This is a genomic window from Flavobacterium sp. R1_16 (assembly GCF_057652095.1).
Map to the genome: position 1 here is coordinate 17,458 of NZ_JBYFCG010000005.1, position 23,600 is coordinate 41,057.

General features: G+C 31.6%; 21 protein-coding genes. 7 read left to right on the forward strand and 14 right to left on the reverse strand.

All coding sequences use genetic code 11. The features are described 5' to 3' along the window. Positions 1-140 precede the first annotated feature (140 nt). Positions 141-374 (forward strand): hypothetical protein, encoded by a 234-nt coding sequence (locus AC23L6_RS09180; RefSeq protein WP_487561872.1) that lies wholly within the window; start codon positions 141-143, stop codon positions 372-374. Positions 375-418: 44 nt separating this feature from the next. Here AC23L6_RS09180 and recQ read toward each other — a convergent pair whose 3' ends face one another. Further along, positions 419-2,614, reverse strand: a complete 2,196-nt coding sequence (gene recQ, locus AC23L6_RS09185) for a DNA helicase RecQ (RefSeq protein ID WP_487561873.1) — start codon at positions 2,612-2,614, stop codon at positions 419-421. A gap of 87 nt (positions 2,615-2,701) precedes the next feature. Here recQ and AC23L6_RS09190 point away from each other — a divergent pair, with 87 nt between their 5' ends. The 4 genes from AC23L6_RS09190 (at position 2,702) to lptB (ending at position 5,710) form a co-directional block, all read left to right on the forward strand. Beyond that, positions 2,702-3,667, forward strand: coding sequence for a KpsF/GutQ family sugar-phosphate isomerase (locus tag AC23L6_RS09190; RefSeq protein WP_487561874.1), 966 nt, complete (start codon positions 2,702-2,704; stop codon positions 3,665-3,667). Then, the gene (gene tatC, locus AC23L6_RS09195) at positions 3,667-4,479 is read left to right on the forward strand and encodes a twin-arginine translocase subunit TatC (protein WP_487561875.1); all 813 of its coding nucleotides are present in this window, start codon (positions 3,667-3,669) and stop codon (positions 4,477-4,479) included. The genes AC23L6_RS09190 and tatC overlap by 1 nt, the downstream gene beginning before the upstream one ends. Continuing rightward, positions 4,472-4,822, forward strand: a complete 351-nt coding sequence (locus tag AC23L6_RS09200) for a carboxymuconolactone decarboxylase family protein (RefSeq protein ID WP_487561876.1) — start codon at positions 4,472-4,474, stop codon at positions 4,820-4,822. Before tatC ends, AC23L6_RS09200 begins: the two co-directional genes overlap by 8 nt. A gap of 147 nt (positions 4,823-4,969) precedes the next feature. Continuing rightward, on the forward strand, positions 4,970-5,710 hold the full coding sequence (gene lptB, locus AC23L6_RS09205) for an LPS export ABC transporter ATP-binding protein (protein WP_487561877.1): 741 nt from the start codon (positions 4,970-4,972) through the stop codon (positions 5,708-5,710). A 58-nt stretch (positions 5,711-5,768) separates the two neighbouring features. Here the strand turns inward: lptB and AC23L6_RS09210 are convergent, their stop codons facing one another. After that, complete coding sequence (locus AC23L6_RS09210; protein WP_487561878.1) at positions 5,769-6,488, reverse strand: CDP-alcohol phosphatidyltransferase family protein; 720 nt, start codon at positions 6,486-6,488, stop codon at positions 5,769-5,771. 176 nt (positions 6,489-6,664) lie between these two features. Here AC23L6_RS09210 and AC23L6_RS09215 point away from each other — a divergent pair, with 176 nt between their 5' ends. Together AC23L6_RS09215 and AC23L6_RS09220 are read left to right on the forward strand one after the other, a co-directional pair. Next, positions 6,665-7,732: a putative type IX sorting system protein PorV2 gene (locus tag AC23L6_RS09215; protein WP_487561879.1), complete on the forward strand. Its 1,068-nt coding sequence runs from the start codon at positions 6,665-6,667 to the stop codon at positions 7,730-7,732. Between the two features lie 8 nt (positions 7,733-7,740). Further along, a complete protein-coding gene (locus AC23L6_RS09220) occupies positions 7,741-8,868 on the forward strand; it encodes a lipoprotein N-acyltransferase Lnb domain-containing protein (protein WP_487561880.1) in 1,128 nt (375 codons plus the stop codon). Here AC23L6_RS09220 and AC23L6_RS09225 read toward each other — a convergent pair. From AC23L6_RS09225 to AC23L6_RS09280, 12 genes are all read right to left on the reverse strand, one after another. Further along, on the reverse strand, positions 8,848-10,248 hold the full coding sequence (locus AC23L6_RS09225; RefSeq protein WP_487561881.1) for an exopolysaccharide biosynthesis polyprenyl glycosylphosphotransferase: 1,401 nt from the start codon (positions 10,246-10,248) through the stop codon (positions 8,848-8,850). The two genes, AC23L6_RS09220 and AC23L6_RS09225, sit on opposite strands and share 21 nt — an antisense overlap. Before the next feature lie 59 nt (positions 10,249-10,307). Further along, positions 10,308-11,321 carry a glycosyltransferase family 4 protein gene (locus tag AC23L6_RS09230; protein WP_487561882.1) on the reverse strand — a complete coding sequence of 338 codons (1,014 nt, stop codon included), beginning with the start codon at positions 11,319-11,321 and terminating at the stop codon, positions 10,308-10,310. Continuing rightward, positions 11,290-12,639 (reverse strand): O-antigen ligase family protein, encoded by a 1,350-nt coding sequence (locus tag AC23L6_RS09235; protein WP_487561883.1) that lies wholly within the window; start codon positions 12,637-12,639, stop codon positions 11,290-11,292. The genes AC23L6_RS09230 and AC23L6_RS09235 overlap by 32 nt, the downstream gene beginning before the upstream one ends. 1 nt (position 12,640) lies before the next feature. Then, positions 12,641-13,714 carry a glycosyltransferase gene (locus tag AC23L6_RS09240; RefSeq protein ID WP_487561884.1) on the reverse strand — a complete coding sequence of 358 codons (1,074 nt, stop codon included), beginning with the start codon at positions 13,712-13,714 and terminating at the stop codon, positions 12,641-12,643. Continuing rightward, a complete protein-coding gene (locus AC23L6_RS09245) occupies positions 13,711-14,829 on the reverse strand; it encodes a glycosyltransferase (protein WP_487561885.1) in 1,119 nt (372 codons plus the stop codon). The genes AC23L6_RS09240 and AC23L6_RS09245 overlap by 4 nt, the downstream gene beginning before the upstream one ends. After that, positions 14,826-15,923: a glycosyltransferase family 4 protein gene (locus AC23L6_RS09250; RefSeq protein WP_487561886.1), complete on the reverse strand. Its 1,098-nt coding sequence runs from the start codon at positions 15,921-15,923 to the stop codon at positions 14,826-14,828. The genes AC23L6_RS09245 and AC23L6_RS09250 overlap by 4 nt, the downstream gene beginning before the upstream one ends. A 92-nt stretch (positions 15,924-16,015) precedes the next feature. Beyond that, positions 16,016-17,011, reverse strand: a complete 996-nt coding sequence (locus AC23L6_RS09255) for a glycosyltransferase family 2 protein (RefSeq protein WP_487561887.1) — start codon at positions 17,009-17,011, stop codon at positions 16,016-16,018. 5 nt (positions 17,012-17,016) lie between these two features. Next, complete coding sequence (locus AC23L6_RS09260; protein ID WP_487561888.1) at positions 17,017-18,558, reverse strand: glycosyltransferase family 2 protein; 1,542 nt, start codon at positions 18,556-18,558, stop codon at positions 17,017-17,019. 24 nt (positions 18,559-18,582) lie between these two features. Then, the gene (locus AC23L6_RS09265) at positions 18,583-19,734 is read right to left on the reverse strand and encodes a glycosyltransferase family 4 protein (RefSeq protein ID WP_487561889.1); all 1,152 of its coding nucleotides are present in this window, start codon (positions 19,732-19,734) and stop codon (positions 18,583-18,585) included. Beyond that, complete coding sequence (locus tag AC23L6_RS09270) at positions 19,731-20,978, reverse strand: MATE family efflux transporter (protein ID WP_487561890.1); 1,248 nt, start codon at positions 20,976-20,978, stop codon at positions 19,731-19,733. The genes AC23L6_RS09265 and AC23L6_RS09270 overlap by 4 nt, the downstream gene beginning before the upstream one ends. Further along, a complete protein-coding gene (locus tag AC23L6_RS09275) occupies positions 20,978-21,628 on the reverse strand; it encodes a class I SAM-dependent methyltransferase (protein WP_487561891.1) in 651 nt (216 codons plus the stop codon). The genes AC23L6_RS09270 and AC23L6_RS09275 overlap by 1 nt, the downstream gene beginning before the upstream one ends. After that, complete coding sequence (locus AC23L6_RS09280; protein ID WP_487561892.1) at positions 21,621-23,600, reverse strand: hypothetical protein; 1,980 nt, start codon at positions 23,598-23,600, stop codon at positions 21,621-21,623. The genes AC23L6_RS09275 and AC23L6_RS09280 overlap by 8 nt, the downstream gene beginning before the upstream one ends.

Genomic DNA, 23,600 nt, shown 5'->3' on the forward strand with positions numbered 1-23,600 from the left:
TTTTATTTTATAGTCACTTTAAATTTTAATAAGGTTAGCGAACAAAAATAATCTATTTTAAAAATAAAATTCTTAAAACATTCTCAAATTACAACAAAAAATTATCTTTGAATTTAATCGAAAAATAAGTGAAATTAAAAATGAGAAAAATAAAGTTAATCTGGGATTTTCGAGGGCCTGTCTCTTCCAAAACCGCCGAGCATCATGAAATACATCTTAAACAGTATATTATTTCAGAAAAATTAGACATCAATTATACTGGTGTTGAAATATATAATGAAATGCACGCTGTAGCTTATATGGTGGTTTCTGAGGCTATGATGATTCCCGTTAGAGATGCTTTAAAACCTCATCGTGGAGAGATTTTTGAGTAATCAGTGATTAGTATTTAGCGTTCAGCTAATAAACTGAACACTTTTTAATTTGCTACTTCACTAATAAATTTTATTCGCATCAATCGCAACTCGTCGATATCGTAATCTCCATCAAATTCTTTTAGCGCATCCTCGATATTGTCCGATTCAGATTCCATGAAATAATCGTGAATTTCTTCTTGTTGCTCATCATCTAATAAATCGTCAATCCAATATTTAATATTTAGTTTAGTTCCAGAATTAACAATTTGTTCCATTTCTTTGATTAAAGCATCCATTGTCATCCCTTTGGCAGAGGCAATATCTTCTAGGGATAATTTTCTATCAATATTTTGTATGATATACAATTTATTCGTTGAATTTGCTCCAGTAGATTTTACCACCAAATCATCTGGGCGAATAATATCGTTATCTTCAACATATCGACTAATTAATTCTACAAATTCCTTACCATATTTTTTTGCTTTTCCTTCCCCAACACCATGAATATTGGTCAATTCATCTATACTAATTGGATATTTCAAAGCCATATCTTCTAAAGATGGATCTTGGAAAACTACAAATGGTGGAACTCCTAGTTTCTTGGCCACTTTTTTACGTAAATCTCTTAACATTGACATTAAAACTTCATCAGCTGTTCCTGATGATTTAGCTGCTGTAACAATAGCATCGTCCTCAGATTCGTTGTATTCATGATCTTCAGACATCATAAAAGAAACAGGATTATCAATAAAATCAAGTCCTTTTTGAGTTACTTTAATAATTCCGTAGGTCTCAATATCTTTTGATAATAATCCATCAACCAAAACCTGACGAATGAGTGCCATCCAATACCGCTCTTCAAACTTTTTCCCGATACCAAAAAACGGTTGTGTATCGGTTCTATGCGCTTTTATCATTGCATTCACTCTACCAATCAGAGTATAAATAATTTCTTTAGATTTATACAAATGCTTGGTATCTCTAACTACTTCTAATAGTTTGACCACTTGCTCTTTGGATTCTATTTTTGTTTTTGGATTGCGAACGTTGTCATCCATATCAGCACCTTCACCTGTCTCGCTATCAAATTCTTCTCCAAAATAATGCAACAGAAATTTTCGTCTTGACATAGAAGTCTCAGCATAGGCAACAACTTCTTGTAGTAATGCAAATCCAATTTCCTGTTCTGCAACAGGTTTTCCAGACATGAACTTTTCTAATTTTTCCACATCTTTATAAGAATAGTAGGCCAAACAATGTCCTTCTCCTCCATCACGACCAGCACGACCCGTTTCTTGATAATAACTTTCTAATGATTTTGGGATATCATGGTGAATTACAAAACGCACATCGGGTTTGTCAATTCCCATTCCAAATGCAATAGTCGCAACTACCACTTCAACATCTTCCATGAGAAACATGTCTTGATGTTTTGCCCTAGTTTTAGCATCCAACCCAGCGTGATATGGAACAGCACTGATACCGTTAACTTGCAAAACCTCTGCTATAGCTTCTACTTTTTTGCGACTCAAACAATATATAATCCCAGATTTACCTTTGTGTTGCTTTATAAATCTAATGATGTCTGACTCTATATTTTTAGTTTTGGTTCGAACTTCATAAAACAAATTGGGTCTATTGAATGATGCCTTAAATGTTGTTGCATTAGACATATCTAGATTTTTCAATATATCTTCTTGCACTTTTGGAGTTGCAGTTGCTGTCAATCCTATAACTGGGACTTCTCCTAATAATTTGATGATATTTCTTAGATTTCGATATTCTGGTCTAAAATCATGCCCCCATTCTGAAATACAGTGTGCCTCGTCAATAGCTACAAAAGATATGGGTACACTTTGAAGAAAGTTAACATATTCTTCTTTAGTCAAGGATTCTGGGGCAACATATAGGAGTTTAGTCAAACCCGATGTAATATCTTTTTTAACCTGATTGATTTCAGTTTTTGTCAATGATGAATTGAGTACGTGTGCAATACCGTTCTCAGAGGATAAACTTCGTATAGCATCTACTTGATTTTTCATCAAGGCAATTAATGGAGAAACTACAATAGCTGTTCCCTCTTGTACCAAGGCTGGTAATTGATAACATAAAGATTTTCCGCCACCAGTTGGCATTATAACAAATGTATTTTCTTTTGCTAATATCGCTTTTATGACCTGTTCTTGTAAACCTTTAAATTGGTTAAACCCAAAATATTTTTTCAGTTCCTTGTGTATGTCAATTTCGTTTGAATTCATTCTTTATTATATGGTATTTTGTATAAATTTGCAACACATAAAGATACAAATTTCTTTTACACATACAAATTTTATACCTTTTCTGTTTTGATAACAAAAGAAAATATTTTGGCTATTGCAAAAAAAACTATTTTGTCTGAAAGTGAATCAATAGCAAAATTAGCCGATTTTATTGACGAAAGCTTTATTAAAGCCACTCATACCATCTACAATTGCAAAGGTAGATTGGTCGTAACTGGCATAGGAAAAAGTGCAATAATTGCTCAAAAAATCGTAGCTACGATGAACTCGACAGGAACACCTTCGCTATTTCTTCATGCTTCAGAAGCTATTCATGGTGATTTAGGTATGGTACAAAATGACGATGTGGTGATTTGCATTTCTAAAAGCGGTAACAGTCCAGAAATAAAAGTTTTAATTCCTATTTTGAAAGGTTTTGGCAATACATTAATTGCAATGACTGGAAATTTGACTTCTTTTTTAGCTAAAAATTCCGATTGTGTTTTGAATACAACTGTAGCTACTGAATCGTGTCCAAATAACCTTGCTCCAACGAATAGTACCACAGCACAATTAGTTATGGGAGATGCCTTAGCAGTATGCCTCATGGAAATGAGAGATTTTAAAGCTGATGATTTTGCTCGTTTCCATCCTGGTGGTGCTTTAGGAAAAAAATTATTGCTTCGTGTAAAAGACATGTTGGTCAATTCCTTAAAGCCAATGGTTAGTCCAGATACCGAAATCAAAAAAGTAATTTTCGAAATCTCAGAAAAACGACTGGGTGTAACCGCTGTCATTGAAAACAATAAAGTGATTGGTATTATTACCGATGGTGATATTAGAAGAATGCTAAGTGACCGTGATTCATTTGCCGATTTGACTGCCAGAGATATTATGACAAAAAATCCAAAAATGGTTCAATCCACAGCTATGGTTATCGATGCATTCAACATTATGGAAGATTATTCCATAACTCAGCTCATCGTTGCTGACAGTGGTGAGTATAAAGGTGTACTGCATTTACATGATATTCTAAAAGAAGGCATCTTATAATGGAGAAAAAAGAATTAAAAGAGATGTCATTTCTAGATCATCTTGAGGATTTAAGATGGTTGCTGATTCGAATAACAGTTGGGGTTTTAGTAATATCCTGTTTATCTTATTTTATCATTGATTATATTTTTGACGAAGTCATTTTTGGCCCCATACATCCTGATTTTATAACCTACAGACTCTTTTGTGATTTAACAAAATACCTTGGTGCCGACGATGGCGGAATGTGTGTTCAACAAATGCCTTTTATCATTCAGAGTACAGAACTAGGAGGACAATTTTCCATTTTTATTTGGACTTGTATAACAGCAGGTTTTATTTTAGGTTTCCCTTACATTTTATGGGAAATATGGAAATTTATAAGTCCCGCGCTTTATGAAAAAGAAAAAAAACACGCTATTGCATTTATAGTTACCGCTTCACTTCTATTCTTTATCGGAGTTTTATTTGGGTATTACCTCATCCTCCCACTATCGGTAAACTTCTTCGGAGGTTTTAATGTAAGTAGCGTTATTAAAAATGAATTCAATGTGGACAATTATATGAGTATGGTTAAAACATCTGTGATATCCTGTGGTTTAATTTTTGAATTGCCTATTATCATTTATTTTTTAGCAAAAATTGGACTTGTTACCGCACAAACCTTACGGCAATATCGACGTTATTCCATTGTTATCATATTAATTGTAGCGGCAATTATAACACCTCCTGATATTTTAAGTCAAATTATTGTCTCTATCCCGTTGTTATTATTGTATGAAGTAAGCATATTTATAGCAGTACTAATTCAAAAAAAAGAAAAAAATGTCTGATTTAGTTCAAGAATTCAATGACTATCGTTCTAAAATGAACGAGAAGTTATTGGCCGATAATAACAAAATTGTAAAACGAATTTTCAATCTTGACACTAATGCTTATGCAGATGGCGCACTGAATGTTAAGACTAAAGAACTTTTAGGTTTAGTAGCTTCGACTGTTTTGAGATGCGACGATTGCATAAAATACCATTTAGAAAACTGCTATAAAGAAGGCATTTCTAAAGAAGAAATGATGGAAGCTATGGGAATTGCTACGCTTGTTGGCGGAACTATTGTTATTCCACATTTACGAAGAGCATACGAATTTTGGGAAGCACTTGAAGAAAGTAAGCAGTAAAAAGTGTTCAGTTGGTGACATTTAAAATCTAAAATTGAAGTTAAATCATACAATCAAAGAGGCAAATTTTGTTTATTTGTAAAACGAATTCTATTTATAAAAGTTAGGAAATAAACCATCCAAACTTTTTAATTCATATCCTTTAAAATGAAATTAAGAGCAGAAAATCTGATTAAAACCTATAAAGGCAGAAGCGTTGTAAAAGGCATTTCGGTAGAAGTAAATCAAGGAGAAATTGTTGGACTTCTGGGTCCGAATGGTGCTGGGAAAACCACTTCGTTTTATATGATTGTAGGATTGGTAAAACCCAATGCTGGAAATATTTATCTTGATGATATGGATATTACCGATTTTCCAATGTATAAAAGAGCACAGCAAGGCATTGGTTATTTGGCTCAAGAGGCATCCGTATTTCGAAAATTGAGTATCGAAGACAATATTTTGAGCGTGTTACAATTGACCAAACATACAAAAGCAGAACAAATTGCCAAAATGGAATCACTCATCGATGAATTTGGTCTGCAACATATCCGAACCAATCGTGGGGATTTACTTTCTGGAGGAGAACGTCGTAGAACAGAAATAGCACGATGTCTAGCAACCGACCCAAAATTTATTCTGTTAGACGAACCTTTTGCTGGAGTTGACCCTGTAGCTGTAGAAGATATTCAACGCATCGTTGCCCAACTTAAAAACAAAAACATTGGCATTCTTATTACCGATCATAACGTTCAAGAAACTCTTGCCATTACTGACAAAACCTATTTGATGTTTGAAGGTGGTATCCTAAAAGCGGGTGTTCCAGAAGAGTTGGTCGTAGATGAAATGGTACGTCGCGTGTATTTAGGTCAGAATTTTGAGTTGAGGAAGAAGAAGTTGGAGTTTTAAACACAAATTTCACAGATTTTCACAAATTGAGTCAGGCTTGGTAATCAAAAAAAGTCTTTTATTTACTTTTATTTACTTTATTATTCACAACAGACATCAAAACATAAGTTACAATTACTAGAGGAATAGCTAAATAATTTAGAAAAATCAACAATACAAGAGCACTCATCAGGAAAACCACTTGGAGCACATTATCCTTAAAATTGAATTTCTTGATTTTTAGAGAGAACAAAGGAATCTCAGCATTCAGTATGTAAGCACTAAACAAGGTGATTGCCAGTAAAATCCACTGATTTGTCAAGGCTTCAATTACGAACAAAGAATCGGTATGTTGTAAAACCAAGGGCAAGCTTAAAATAAACAAGGAGTTTGCTGGTGTTGGCAAACCAATAAACGAATCGGTTTGTCGGGTGTCAATATTAAAATTAGCCAATCTGTAACAAGAACCCAAAGCAATTATAAAACCCAAATAAGGAAAAATTTGTGTGTAACTAGTTGCTACAGGAGTTTCATTGGTAATCATTAACTGGTACATGACAAGTCCAGGAACAATTCCGCTAGTAATCATGTCTGCCAAGGAATCCAACTGCAATCCTAATGGACTGGAAACCTTAAACAATCGGGCAAAAAAACCATCAAAAAAATCGAAGAAAATTCCCAAGCTGACAAATCCAAAAGCCATTTCAAACTGGCGATAAAAGGCAAAAACTAAAGCGATACATCCACAAAAGAGATTTAAAAGCGTTATCGTATTTGGAATTTGTGCTTTGATGTTCATTATTTCCTGTTTAATTGTTCTAATTTGACAAATTTAGTACAATAAGTTAAAGAGAAGTACGTTTTTTAAATGATATTTTTATTTGTTCGTGTCTGTTGGTTATTTATTTAATTAGACGAAGAAATAACCTCAGTAAAAAAGTATATTTTTGACAAAAGTTTGTAAACAAATCCACATTGAGAAAAGTCCTTTTAATTTCATTTCTTTTTATCTGCATCTTTGCTCATAGTCAAGCGGTTAGGAAATATTCCAATGAATTTATGAATATTGGTATTGACGCTGCTGCTTTAGGGATGGCTAATGCTGTTACTTCCAGCACTAACGATGTCAATTCAACCTATTGGAATCCAGCGGGATTAATCCATCTTGAAGACAAACAAGTTTCCTTGATGCATGCTAGTTATTTTGCCAACATTGCACAATATGATTTTGCCGCCTATGCCTCACCCATTGACGATGAAAGTGCTTGGGGAATTTCTATGATTCGTTTTGGGGTCGACGATATTTTAAACACTACAGAATTAATTGACAGTCAAGGAAATATTGATTACAATAGAATCAGCAAATTTTCAACTGCTGATTATGCTTTTACTTTTTCTTATGCTAGAAAATTAAAATTGGAGGGATTTCAATATGGAGTGAATGCAAAAATTATCCGAAGAATTATTGGGAAATTTGCCAATTCTTGGGGTTTCGGAATTGATGCTGCAGTGCAATTTGAAAGGAATAATTGGAAATTTGGTTTGATGCTTCGAGACATAACTACAACCTACAACGTTTGGAGTATTGACGAAAAAGAGTATGCTAAGATTCAGAATGCTATTCCAGGAGAAAATCAGGATTTACCCGAAAGCACAGAAATTACGTTACCAAAAGCGCAATTAGGAATGTCGAAAAAATTTGAATTTCACAATGACACCAGTCTTTTAGCTTCTGCAAACTTGAATATGGAATTTGCAAAAACCAATGCTATTTTTGCGAGTGATTTTGTGAGTATTGCGCCAGCTTTAGGTTTTGAATATGGATATACCGATTTGGTGTTTTTAAGAACTGGATTTGGAAATTTTCAAAATACCGTTCAACTTGATGACAGCAAAAAATTAAGTTTTCAGCCTAATGTAGGACTAGGATTCAAATACAAAGGGATTCAAATTGACTATGCCTTGACCGATATCGGAAATCAAAGTGCCGCTTTATATTCCAATGTATTTTCTTTAAAAGTTGATTTAGGAATTTTTAGATAAAACTTAAAATGATACGAAAACTACTATTGTTGTTTATCTTTTTCTTTTCTTGGAAAAATTATTCCCAACTTACACCAATAACGCCAAATACTCAAATAAGTATATTAACTGTAGGAACGGCTAATGAATCCCATTCTTTATATGGACATACTGCATTGAGAATACAGGATGCCTCTAATGGTTTTGATTACATTTACAATTATGGCATGTTCGATTTTAGTACTGAAAATTTCATTCTAAAATTTGTAAAAGGAGACATGCAATATTATGCAGCAGCTTATTCGTATGAAGATTTTGAATACAATTATAGAATTGAAAATAGGTCTATCTATGAACAAGTTTTAGACCTTTCTATTGAAGAGAAGCAGCTTTTATTTGAAAAGCTAAGTATTTCTCTTAATCCAGAAACCAAATATTACACTTACAAATTTATCGATAGAAATTGCACCACAAAAGTAGTAGATATCCTCAACGAAGTGCTTAAAAACAAACCTATTGAAAAGAAAAATACCAGCGATAAAACGTACAGAGAAGTTTTATTCCCTTATGCCAAAAATCATTTTTACGAAAAATTAGGCATCAATATTATTTTTGGGACCAAAGTAGATGAGCCGGAAACTAAAATTTTTCTTCCTTTTGATTTATACGAAAATCTAAAAATTATTTCCTACAAGAATAAACCACTAGTTAAAGAATCCAAAACACTGTTTGAAGCAACTTCTGTTACCTACAATCCTCCTATTTGGGACAACATGTATACTTTGATAGGGATTTTATTGATAGTCATATTTTTGAATAATAAGATAACTAACATTATCTATTTTAGTACTATTGGTGCTGTAGGATTGCTGTTTTCACTGATTGGCTTATACTCGTTTCACAAAGAGATATTGTGGAATTATAATATCTTTTTATTCAATCCTATATACCTTGTAATTATTTATTTTATATGTAAAAATAATTTAAAATGGATTAGAAAAACTGCATTTGTATGCCTATTCTCGCTTTTAATTTATATACTATTGATGATTAATAAAGTTCATCTATTCATTGTTTTACCAATTATAATAACCAATAGTATAGTACTTCTTAGGTTGATTGTTACAAAAGAAAAATTACTGTCCTCGGTAAAATAATACCGTACTGAATGTTTTGAAGATGATATTGATGTCTAGAAAAATACTTCTGTGCTTGATATAATACAAATCGTATTGCAATTTTATTAGACTGTCATTTATGGTTTCGCCATAAGAATAATTTACCTGAGCCCAGCCCGTTAATCCTGGTTTTATAACGTGACGGGTTTCATAGAAAGGCATCACTTCTGCAATTTCGTTAACAAATACGGGACGTTCAGGTCTTGGCCCGATAACAGCCATATCGCCTTTTAAAATATTTATAAACTGTGGAAACTCATCGATTCTCGTTTTTCTTAAAAATTTACCGAAGGTAGTAACCCTTGAATCGTTGATGGTCGCAAATACGGCTCCATTACTTTCCGCATTGGTTTTCATGGTTCTAAATTTTAAAATATTAAATATTTTCCCATTTTTACCAACACGCTCTTGAATGTAGAACAATTTTCCTCGATTCCCTATAAAATTTCCTATCAAAATAAATGGACATAAAAGTATCCCCAGACTCACACCTAATAAAGAAATCAATACCTCTACAATTCTAACAGCCAAGAGATAAAGCTGATTTTGATTGCTTCTACTAAATGGGAAATACCTGTAAAAATCCCTTGCTACATATTGAACTGGGATTCGCTGTGTACTATTTTCGTACACCTGAGTATATTCTCTAATAACAAAACCACTTTCCAATAAATGAATGAGTTGATTGTATAAATTGACTGTAATACCATCTGTTTTTTGTGAAGCTATAACAATCTCTGAAACTGAATTTTCTATGACAAAATTCTCCAATTGATTGCTATCAATATTTTCTATAAAATGACTTTTATTCTCTTGATTAGTTGTACTAATACTGTCCGAATTAATGTAGCCCATTACTTTATAATGCGGATCAGCACTTTCTAAACCCGAAACTAATTCTTCCAATTGATCTTTATCACAAATCAATATCACTTTTTTTGTAAATCGATTGGAAGCTAAAAACTGAACATAAAACATTCTCCATAAAAATAGAGCTAGAAAAATAGCTATGTAAAAGAAGACTATTTGTATCCTATTCGATGGTAAAACAGGAGTGTAAACGGGAGTAAGTAAGTATATTAAAACCGTTGTAGAAGAGGTTAAGACTATACTTTTTATAATTTGAAACTGATTACTTGCAACTTGCAAATTATACATTTCAAAAACCGTCCCAAACATAATGATGTAGAATCCTAAAACAATAGTCCAATAATAATTTGTAGTTGAAATATTGAAATAATTAAACTTAAAAATAATTCCTACGCAGTACAATGCCAATAAGACCCATACCACATCGAAAATTCTTAATAGAATCTTTCTTTCAGAAATTTCAAAATGTATTTTTTTATTGGCAACCATTTTTAAGCTTACTCATTTTTTTGAAAGCGCAATTTAGTGAAATTAGGGATGCTTTTATTCTAAATAAGAATTTTTAACCACTTATTTTTCACCAAATCCCAATCAAATTGCTGCACTAAATTTAATGCGTTTATGACCAGCTTATCTTTCAAATCTTCATTTTCAATTAATTCTTTAATACCAGCAACCATTCCATTAACATCGTTGTCATCTACTAAAAGAGCCGTTTCCCTGTTTTCTAACAAATAAGGTATTCCACCAACATTAGTAGTTACAACCGGTAAGCCCAAAGCAATTGCTTCTATAACACTAATAGGAGTATTATCGTAGTGGGTGGTATTTAAAAATATATCATATTGCTCCGAGAGTTTTATCCATTTATTTTTTGATAATTTTCCTGTAAAAACTACGTCTAAATCCAATTGTTTGGCAATCTTCTTTAATTTCCTCTTATTGCCATCCTTATCAGGACCAACCATACAAAGTTTTGTGTCTGAAAATTCTTTTTTTATTTCAAACATCACTTTTAAAGCCATTTCGGGATTGTAAATATCACTTAAAGAACGTACCCAAAGCAATTTAGGGGAACATTTTTTCCTTTTTTTAAATGAATAATTTTGAATTTCTATAGTATTTGGAATACACATAAGATGTGCATAGCCTCTATTTTTAAAAGCCTCTAAAAGGTAATCGGAGGGTGCAATATTAATATGAGCATACTTAAATATCATTCTACTTAAAATAGGATTTCTTTCTAATCGATTAGGTAAATCCCCACCATGAAGCTTTGGAATATATTTCAACGAAAAAAATCTGCACAATTGACTGATAATAAATGCATACCAAAAATTATAGGTGCTGTAGGTATCTATTAATACATATTCAACTTTATTTCTATATTGAATAGTTCGAAGAATCATCTCAGAAAGTCTTAGAATTTTATTTTTCTTTGATGAAGCATAATATACATCATAGCCTTCCTTTTCTAGAAGTAACCCTAAGGTTTCAATAGAAGTAACTGTTAAATTGTGACCAGAAAGTTTATTTCCTATGTAGAGCAGGCTCTTTTTCATTGATTACAACTACTTTTAAAAGTGACAATGCATATACAAATGCTGGTGCTGCAATTCTCATGGCAGCATGATTAATAGTCAATATCCAAAAAACTATAAAACTCAATAGATAAATATTGTGGTTATTGTCCAAAAATAGAAATAATGGAGTGGCAAAAAGTATGAGTAATCCTAAAATCCCCAAAGCACCATGTTCTGCAGCCATTCTGGTAATTTCATCATGAGAAGCCACAAATTCACCTATTCTTTGTTGCCTTATCTCTGCTGTCTTACCAACTCCAACTCCCAAAAAAGGATTTTTGAGAAAAGTTTCAATTTCCTCTTTAGCAAGCTCTGCTCTTCCGGTGAATCGATCCTCTTTTTCTTTTCCCGTAGCATCTTGATTGGCATATCTTTTTTCTATCAGTCCTCCTGTTTGATTAGAACTATATATCCAAGTTGAAACCATTGTTATTACCACCGCTATCATAAGATAATTCATTTTAATTTTGGCACTTGAATTAATTTTGAAATAGGTAATCATAATTAAAATTATAACCATAAAAAAACCAGTCATCATTCCCCCTCTCGAAAACGTTACCAAACCTCTGTAACTAATGTTAAAAGCAATAATTAAGTTTACTATAAAAAGAAATTTAGAATTGGAATAATAAATTAATCTGGATATGAATACAAACATCCCTAATCCTAATATTGTAGCAACTTGATTAGGTCCAAACCCCCCAGAAGTCTCATAATTAGAACTTGTCCCTGTAATGACATCTCTAACACTTGGCGTATATAAAATGAGATAAATCATATTGGCTATTATAGGTAATCCTATGAGTAAGAGAATTTCATTGAGTTGCTTAAAAGTAACCTGCCTAGTGTAACAATACAAGGAGGTAATACCCAGACAGAAAGGACCAGATGTATTGAATGAAATTTTATTTTGTAAATCTGTGGTATATTTCAATGAATAGGTAGCTATGAAAATACCTGGCAATAAAAGCAAAAGAAAAATCCAATAGGCGGCTGCGTGTTTTGACACTCCTTTATAATACATGCCTATTAGCATAAAAATAATTACACCATATTTTGAGAATTCATAGTTAATATTACCTCCTGTCATTCGAAGCAAAACCTCGCTCCCTACAATGTAGGCAGATGCATACAAAACCTCATTGTTTCTATTTTGAGAATTAATCACATAATAAATTCCCCCAATTAGAATTGTATATCCATAAATCTTCGGAAAAAAAGGGATATAATACAGCCCAAAACCTATGGCAATATGGAGACCAATTAGAAATAAATATTTTTTATCTGATTCATTCATTCTATAGCTCTTTTATCCATGTTAGATATTGCTGAATAATTGCCGATTCGGAATTATTATTTAGTATTGTCTCATAAAGTGCATTCCCAAATTCACTCTTTAAATTCTGATTCTCAATTAATGTGACTAATGCCTTATAAAATTGATCTTCATTGTTTGAAGGTACACTATACCCATTTTTACCATTCTCAATAATTAGTGGGATTTCACCAACTTGAGTAACAACAACAGCCTTTTTATTCAATCCATATTCTAATAATGCTACTGGCAGACCTTCTGATTTGGAAGTTAATATAGCAATATCTGATTGAAAAATTACATTAGTAACATCGTTCCGAGTCCCATATAAAAATACTGTTTCGTCTAATTGATTTGACACAATCAAAGATTTTAACTTCTTAGAATAATCATCTTCAAAATCTTTTCCAACCAAATGAAAACTCCAATCTGGATGACTTTTTTTTAATTTATCGGCTACACGAACAAGTAAAAAATGATTCTTCTGATCTCTTAAATTAGCCAAACACAGTATTCTCTTCTCTTCTTTTCCTTTTAATACTGTTTCGAATGCCGTTTCATTTTGTTGATGTGTAAAATTAGGCAGATAAATTACATGTTTACAATTTAACTCCTTTATTGCCCAATTTTTCAGTTGGTAATTTACCACAATAATTCCTTTAAAGAAAAAAGAAGCAACTTTTAACGGAATCCATTTTTGGGAACCTAAAAATTCACTTAATCCATTATGGTCATGCCAAATAATTTGAATTTTAGGGTATATTAATTTAACTAAAAAAGCCAAAAAATAAGAGCTACTGTGAGGTTGTAAAAACTGTATTTTATTTTTTTTACAATATTCTTTTAATTTAAAAACAGCTTTCCAATCTATTGTTTTTTTCTTGTTCAAAAAAAGATATTCGACTCCTTCTCCTATTCTGCTTTTCAAACCACCTTCTCTCCTTGTGACAACTAAACCTGAAAAACTAATTTTTTTAGATAAAGCATTAGCATAATTAACAGCAATCTGTTCTGCTCCTCCAACATCAAGCGAATCTATAATTTGTGCTATTCTCATGTGTACAACAATGCTCTAATTTCATTTTCAAACAAATCTAAAGTATATTTTCTAGACCAAAGAATACTTTCTTGAACTTTAGAATCGTATTCTGTCTGATTTTTTAAAATAGCTCTAATCATATCGATATCACTCTCTAAATCCATATTTAAAAGTAATCCTCTTTTTCCATAACATAACATACTTCCTACGCATGATACCTGAGTTGCTATAGGTAAACATCCCCAAAACATTGCTTCAGCTACTACTTTTGGCCAACCCTCACTTTCAGAAGGCAAGAGTAAAAAATGACTTTTTTTGTACGCTTCACGAACCATACTTTCTATCTGATTCCCTTTGAATTCAACAATAGAATTCAACTGATTCTCATCACAATAGTGTTGTAATGCACTTCTTTCTGCTCCTTCTCCAAAAAATTGTAGTGAGACAGGATAACCTAATTGTGCCAACTTTTCGACAATATGAACAGCATATATGGGTCTTTTACCTGAAGAAAGAGTACCTACAAATAAAAAATGAATTCTACTGTCCAATAAACTAGGACTAATAATAACTTTATCTTGCTCGCGATAGGTTGCAGTAAAAAATGGTTTTATGTTTTTTGACGTATTCTCCCATTCTCCATAAACCAAAACTTGCATGTTTTTTGTTAAAAATGTATTACTCAAAATCCATCTTTGCAATTTATAGGTGAAAGGTTGTGCTGATTTTGGATCCCAATTACCCGCATATTTGGCTGTTTTAGGCTTTTTAGGAAATAACACTTGAATTATACAGCCCAATAAACCTATATTTCCTGGACAGCGCAAATGAATATGATCTGCATCTCTCATTGCTTTGAAAATACTCCAAGAGACCGAAGGGGTATTTAAAATTGACATAAAAATAGATTTAAAACTCAATAGATTCATTTTAGGAATCGACTTGAATCTAATATTCTTATGACCGTAACAGCTGTGAATTGCTGCTCTTTTTTTTGATTCCAGTGGGGCAACTAGTACTACTTCATCCACATAGTTTAACCAAACATTCATTTCCCTGACATATGGAGCATATGCATAGTATAAATTATCCTCTAATATGTGTTCTACGTGAGTGATAATTACAAATTTCATTCTATAATCTTTAATAAATCTTCACAATAATTTGAAATACTGAATTTTTTTAAAAAAGTATTTCTCGCATTCAAACTCATTTGTTCTATAGTAGCAGAATTAGATTCAACTCTGTTGAATAACGCTATGATATCATCTATGTTGGAATCAAACTTGAAACAATCTTTACCATCTTCCAAATAATCCGTTAATCCCGTAGTATTCGAAATAAGTAAAGGCGTTTGATTCATTAGAGATTCAAGTCCTACAGTTGGAAGATTATCAAACTTTGATGGAATAATCGTAAAATGGCTTTTATTCAGATATTCATCTATTTCATGGTATGCTAATGGACCTAAAAAACGAATCGAAGAATTATTTTGTGTTAATTCTTGTATTTCACTGGATTGTTTTCCTGAACCAGCAATATTTAAAACAATTTTTGAAATCGGATTATCAATTTTATATATTTCAAAAGCCTTAACAAGGTCAATCACCCCTTTTGAAGGGTCTAGTCTACCTAAATAGGATATACTAATCGAGTCTGTGGTCGTATTAATTTTTTTCTCAAATCTATCTATCATCGGATTTAGAAGTACAATACCCTTTTCTGATGAGAAAAAATGAGCCAAATCTTTTTTTGCTAGTATCGAAGGACAAATTATTTTATCACAAAAAAGCTTGTAGAAAAATTTCTTTCTAAAAAAAAGAAGCTTTTGTTTGAAAGTAACTCTTTTGAGGTCTGATATAATTTGGTCTGAAAGCGTATGATAGTATTCTACCGATTGGACCTTACCGAAAGAAAACACCTTAGAAAGCAAAATCGTTATATTACTTCCTACGAAATGCCCAATTATAATTTGTGGTTTATATTGAAAATAAAGTCTTGAAAACCAAATAAAGTCACGAAACGTTGTGGGTCTTTTCTCTGAAGACCAAGAACACAGAATAATTTCTCCTGAATTGATTTTAAGAATTTTCTTTTCAGAAAAATAAGGTATATGAGAAATAAATACTACCCGATGACCCAAATTAGCTAAATAGTGAGCAAAGTGATAACTCATTGCAGCAAATGAAATTTCACTGTAATTATGTGCAATAACAATCGTTTTCATTTACTGATTTAATATAATTTATCATTTTAAGATGCTATAAAAAAATATTGTTTTGCTCTCTTTTAATAGTACCAACAGTAACTAATCTAAATTTAACTTTTGGGTTTATCAAAAAATAAGCTAAACCAACCCACTGCTCTTCCCATAGTTTCGGTTAAAGCTTCTTTTCTCTTGCTAGTTGTAAATATATTGATAAATCGTATTACCGTCAAAAGTAAAGTTATAGCGTGCCATTTTATCCTAGCATTTAATCTTGGTTTAGGATTCTTAACTCTCCAAACATACCATCCATTTCTAACCACCATTTTACCATATTTATACCGATTTGGTCTTCCAGATGGGTCATGATAATGAGATAATTGAGCATTAGTATTAATGTATAACTTGCCTGTTTTTGAAAGTCTTAGGGTAAAATCGGCATCTTCATACAAACCATATCCTTCAAAATAAGTAGAAAATTGAAAAGTTTTAAAAACTGATTTTCTAAAAGAGGAAACACCACCCATTAGTTGCTCAACTTCATAAATTTTTCCCGATGGCGGAATGAATCCAATGCTTCTACCGTGAGAAAATTCAGGTAAAAAGCCAGGTTTTACATTACTATCTAAGCCTAGTCTTTTCCTTAAAACAAAACGACTCCCATCTTCTTTTTTCCATCCATCATAGTAAAATTCATGTAGCTTAGGTGTATAATCCTCAGTAGTCTTTTTCCAATCATCTTCATTAATAATGTATCCTCCAACTCCTAAAGCATTGGGAAACTGATGATACGTTTCTATAATTTGTTCAAAATAACTGTGTTCTAGAATAGTGTCATCGTCTAAAAAACAAACTATTTCTGAATCATTTGCAACACGTTCAATTCCGAAATTTCTTTGTCTTGTCAGACCTCTATCCTGAGATGACACTAAAAAATAGCGTAGTTTTTCAAATGGATTTTGCTTTAAAATAGTCTCTGTATCATTATTTTCAGAACCATCAATAATTAAAATTTCATCAGGATACATTGTCTGTTCTTGAACTGATTGTAACAATTGCAACAATGGCTTAGGTCTATTATAGGTACAAATAATGAGTGTAAACTTCATAATTATTAACTTGTTCTTCTGCCTAAGTCCATTAATTTTTTTGCATAAAATAATGACTTATTAAACTGTAATTGTTTGAATGGGATTTTTAAAAGTCTTAAAAGAAATAAAGCTTTTGACCCTTTAAATAAAAATAAAACAAAATATTTATGACGGTATTCTTTTATTAATTCTATACCAAAATGTTTGCAGTAGAAATACATTACTGTTGGACTAGGTATAGGTCTAATAAATCGTACAGGTGTATCTAATTCCCAAGGTTGTTTTTTTCTCTTTTTCCCTAAAATTTTTGCCTGATTTCCCCAAAATCTGTAACCTCCAATAGGTGGCTTTAAATGTAAACTATTTGAAAATGGATTTTGTAAGACAGTAACTCCAATTTTAGTTAAAGTCAAACCAAAATCATTATCCTCACCGTAACCTCCATCAAAATTGATATCATTACCAACTAATTTATTCACAAACTCTCTTTTAACACAATTATTGGCATTATTAAAAAATTGAGCTGCGCCAACAACAAACCTACTATCATCAAGTATATCTAATTTCTTTTGCAAATCATTAAGATCTTGATGTTGGTGGTCAGCACGAATGTCTAAACCATTGCAAGCATCCGCCTTGTAAGTTTGTAAAAACCGAATATGATTTTCAATATAATTAGTAGCAAGTCTTAAATCATCGTCCCCAAACACAATATAATCACCAGTGCAATAGGTAATAGCCTCATTTCTTGCTCTACAACTTCCTTTTGTTTTTTGCCATTTTACAATTAATTCAAATGGATAATTTTTATTGTTATATGCAGACTCATCTCTACTATTTTCGGGTGTTGCATCAACGACTACTACCTGAGTGGGTGGATAGGTTTGATTTGCTAAATCCGTCAACAACTGCAAAGTATAATCTTGGCGCATCATCGTTGGAATAATATAACTAACAGTAGGTTTCCCTTGTATGGATTCTAATTCTCTAGGTTTTATTTTAGGAGTATTAGATTTTATTCTGAAGTTTTTCTTCGCATATAAAAAGGCATTCCATTCACTAATCTTCCAAAATCCTTTTCGGTATAACATAAAAATGGCATGGTCAATTTTGAAGTTTTTTATAAAAAAAGCATACCTGTCTTTTGGCGTAATTTGAAATATTTCCTTTTTATTTTCGTCAAAAAGTTTATTTACATACAATGGAACGCCTCCTGAAAATCGTAATGCATTGAACCCAAAATCTAAAGCTTGCATATAGATAGTATCGTAATCAGCATCAAAACCATTTAGAGTTTCCCAAACTGTTTTTCGCACAGCAAACTGATTTGGATTTATCCTCCAACTAATGCATTGATCCAAATTATCAAAGTCAAGTAAATACCAAAAAATAGTTTGATACACGACCTCGGGAAATGCATTTTTGAATCCTTGCTCAAAAGAACTATGCCAAATATCCCCATAACCGAGAGACAATTCTTCTAATTTTTGAAAATCTGGATTTCCATTGTAAAGAAGTATCTCCCCATTTTTGGTAACAAACTCTTTCAAATTAATGCTATTCATATCCTTTTAGTTTTCAAAACTTAGTTATTTTTTATATCCGAGAATCGTTTTCTCATAAAATTGAATACTCTTGTCAGCAACAACGCTAATACTAAATTCTTGTTCCACTTTTTTTCTTGCTTGAGTTCCAAATTGAGCTCTTACTTTTTCATTTTGAAGTAACTCCTGAATCTTCAGTGCAAACTCGTAATGCTCTTTCGGGTGAACTAAGAAGCCACTGACTTTATCTTCAATTACCTCGGTTGCCCAACCTATATTTGAAGCTACAATAGCTTTCTTCATTGCCATTGCTTCTAGCCAAGAAACAGGTAATGCCTCAGCAAAAGTAGGAAAAACACAAACGGATGCTTTTGCAATGTAACTTTTAATTTCATTATATGGAATACTTCCTAGATAGCTTACATTCTTTAAAGTATCAACATCAAAAAGCTGTTGCATCATTTTCCACGAAGAGCTATTTCCTGACTGTATATCCGATGCATCTCGGCCAATTAAAATTAATTTGGCATCACTGTTTTTTTTATACAATTCGTTAAAAATAAGTGGCAGTTCGAATGCGCCTTTTTTTCGAATTAATGTTCCAAAATACAAAACCGTATTTTCTTCTATTTCAGTTGAAGTATTACTAAAATCATCTAAATCAATACCATTGGGAATAACTGTAAATTCTTTATTCAATGAAAATAATTCTTTGGTTAAATTTGCGGTATATTGACTCACCGATAGTAATGCATCGGCATTATGTAAGGCTTTCTTTTCATTAAATTGATTTAAAAACTTTACAGGTCGTCCTTCTAAATGACAAAAATAAGTATCCGTTCCATGTAACCTAATAACAACAGGACATAAAGGGCATATTTTTGATGTAATTCCCGTCCAATCAGGAGCTTCAAGAATATCTATTTTGTTTTCTTTTACTAATCTATTAATTAGTTTTTGAATTTTATTTTGTGTTAAAAACCGAGAAAACCCTTTCCATTTTATGTTTTTTATCTTGTAAAAAGTAACCCCATTGTCTTTAAAAACCTCATCTTGATTTTGACCATAAACTAGAACAGACACTTCATGTCCAGATTGAATTAATCCTTTGGATAAATTAAAAATACTAGTACCAATTCCACCAGAAGGTCCAGTTTTAAGATGAGGAAACTCAGGTGTTAGAAAAGCAATTTTCATTGGTCAAGTTTGATTAAAAGTTTTCTAAATAGGTACACATAAATCACATAAGACAAACCTGTGGCCAAAGATGCCCCTTCAATTCCAAATAAAGGAATTAAAGCCATGTTTAATAATAGGTTAGCAATAAAGAAAACAAAAAAAGTGGCTGATTGTTGATTTGGCTTTCCTATTTGACCAAAAGTCAACATTAAAGGAATAAATCCTGAAGTTAATGCCAAAAAAGACACTAAAATAATTAATGAAATTGTACCGTCTCTATAGATTAAAACTTGTGAAATAAAATTGGTTGCACCTAAATAAAACACCACTACCAAAAATAAAAAAGGCACTAGTATTTTATAACACATCATGACTTTGTCTGTTATAAAGTTTACAAAATTGTTTCTATGGTTCATAAAATTCATTGTGATATCTGGATTCAAAAATGTTCTTAAAACCGATGACACATTCAAAAACAAATCAGAAATCATTGAAATAATAGTATATATCCCTACCTTATCTGGACTTATATAAATTCCTAGCATTAAAACATCAACTTTTGTGCTGGCTTCAAAAAATAAGGTTCCCCAAATAGACTTTACACCAAACGTTAAATCTCTTTTTAAATATTTGAGATAAAATCGCTCTTTGATATTCAAAAATTCTTTTACGGTTTTGCACAAATAAAAGAGATAAATGAGTAGCTCAGGAATAATTAATTGATACATTAAATAGGCTCTAAAATCAATTTTTTTGAAAATGATTAAAGAAATAATTGCGAAAAGAACAAAAGATTTAAACAAATAGAGCTTACCAATCAATACAAATTTCTTGGATGCGTTTAACTCAGACAATAATACTTTATTAATCGCTATTAGAATAACAGAAACAATTAAATAGATTCTAAAATCGTCAAGACTGAAATTGCTGTATATTCTAATTATAAAAGGGAAAACAAAATAAAAAATGATGCCGAGTAAACTTGCTACCAAGGTTACATTTATCTTAGAACTTATAGAGCAATACGATTCATTAGTTGAAGAATTTTCATCCATAGATTTGTAATACAAAGATGAAAAATGCAATCCTGAACCAAAAAGCTGAGATAAAATAAATTGTAAACTGATACAAATTCCCAAGATACCTATTTGTGATTGCGAAAAATATAACGATGGGACTGCAATTACAGCTAAATAAGCTAATCCTTGTGCAAAATAACCAAGCATTAGAAGATTTAAACTCGTATTTTTTAATGATATCATTAGTACTTTTCGACAAGCATTATCAACCACGGAAAGGGCTTAAAAACTTTAATAACCTTACCATAAGGCTTGATGATTTTTGCTAATTTTTTTTCATTATAATGATTGATATGCCCTGGGGTATTACCGAAATCTTTGAGATATTGGAATCGTGCCATATTAGCAATTCTCCAAATAGGTTCGTTGGGAACAGAAATAACTACATATTTTGAACTTACCCTAAAAAGTTCTTGAATTGCCTTCTCAGGAAACTCAAGGTGTTCTAAAACTTCCAATAAAAAAATCACATCAAACTCGCTATCCTCACGCTTTAAATCATAAACCGTTTCATGAGTAACTAGAAATGGATAATTTAGGGTTTCTATCTTATCAACAAATCTCTTATCATATTCTGAAGCTTCAAAATGAGTTTCAAAATCAAGGTTTGACAGCATCTTATTAATTTTTAATGAAGATTCTGCTGCCCCACAACCCACCTCAAGAAGCTTAAATTTTGGCTTTGCAAAGTTCTCTACTATGAAATTGATTTTTTTGTAAAAATTAGCATATAATTTCTGGCTTATAGGATTAGTAGATGCGTATTCCAATCTATAAAACTCCCAAAAATCATCAACTGACATTTCTTCAAAACCAACAAATTTTTTATCCATACAAGTTTTTTTTGCTATTTATAGTTTGTATTGTTTTTTTCCAATCTATGTTTATCGTATTACAATACCATTGTATGGAGTTCCATCTTGGAATGTTTTCAGTTTCAACTTTTAACAAGGCTTCTTCTCTAGAAATTCTTCCTTCCCGAATCTCATTACTTCTGAAAGTATCATACTCGCTAAAACCAGCATTTATATAGTAAATATAATTATAAAATGCCGCAGTACCATCTCCAATCCTCCATGTAGATTTCGTTTCTGGATCGGTTTCCCAATTGTACTGATAAATCAGTGTATCTATTATCTCTTTTTCATCCCATTCTAAGTAATGAAACAAGTTAAGATACGGATGTTTTATATAATAAAATGACAAAAAAGCACCAAAACTATCTAGCAAAGACGAATTGATATAAGAAGGATTTATCAGATACTGTTTAAAATAAAATAGCATCATTTTTAACTTATCAAAAGTTGAAATTGAGAATGATTTTTCCTTCTGTTTTAGATTGGGTTGGATGCCACAAAATCCATATTTGAAAAAAGTTGACTCTAATAAATTTTCTCCAAAAAAGATAAAATCCAATCCTTTTTCGTCCATTATTTTATTGGCATAATAAAAGTATTGTTTATCGCCAGCCATAAATAAAGGAATGGTGCCTAGATTTGGATTCTTTAGCCAAGCTTCTACATTAAGCTTAATATTTTTTCTTTTTTTTCTAATATCTGCTGATATCAAAATGTGCTCTACACTTAGCTTCGCACACATTCTTGATTGATTTCGTCTTGCTAAATCGGTTAACATACCCCAATCATATGAGAAGGCTACAGCCTCAACACCTAGTTTTTGAGTAACATAATGAAGCGCATAACAACTGTCTCTTCCTCCACTTAACCCTATAAGTACTTTAGGTAATCTACCATGAGTAGTTTGAAAATCTGCTATTAACTTTTTAAGTTCAACTTCTCCTTTGGTGGCATATTTTTTATAGTTTGAACAATAATTGCAAACTCCTTTAGAATCAAACTCTATGAATGGAAATGAACTTGGTAAAATGCATTTCGTACATCTTTTAAGTTCATTTATCTTTTTCTTTTGATTATCAAAATGGTTTAAAAATGATTCTGGAACTTTTTCAAAACTAGTTTCAAGCGATTTGTTTTCATGAACCTGCTTCTCATCTTTATCGACTACTTCCTTAATTTCATACTTTGGTGTAGTATCAATATCTAATACTTTCAAATCCGTTACGATTTCAAATTTTATAAAATCAAAATAAAGAGCTGTATTAACCAATTGATGTATTGAACTTATAGCTACAGAAAGTCCTAGACTCTTGATTGCATCGCTTAAAAAAACAGATTCGGAAGCAAAAAGGAAAAGCCCTGCTTTTGCATCAAAAACATAATACAAAGAGCCATTATTCGACGCAATTGTCAAAAATGTTTTCTGAACATCTAGTAAAGCTATATTGGCAATTCCTTCAATCTCAGAAAAGACTTGCTTAATTGATTCGCTATAGGTTTGTTTATTTCTAAGTGAATTATTTAGTATGGCGGGAATTAACTCCGTGTCTAAATCGGTTTTTTTTACAGTGGTAGGATAGTTTCGCCATAAATCATCTGTATTTACAATAATACCGTTGTGAATTACAATTTTGCCATCATCAACAATAGGTTGATTGTTATAATTGTGTTGTTCGTATCCATTAGTTACCAGTCTTGAATGACCAATTCCAAGAAAAAATTCAGTATTGACTAACTCCTTTTTAATGTCTTTATAAACCTTAGTTTGCAGCAATTCCTTGCCTGAAAAGGGAATTTTATTGACCAATAGTGTCTTTTGGTTCTGCCCTAAGATAGCAAAACCAGAAGCTTCTTTACCTCTTTTATCCGACTCAATTAGTAATGTTTCGAAAATTGCACTTGGCTTATTTTCTTTATGCTTGGAGATAACTCCAAAAATTCCACACAT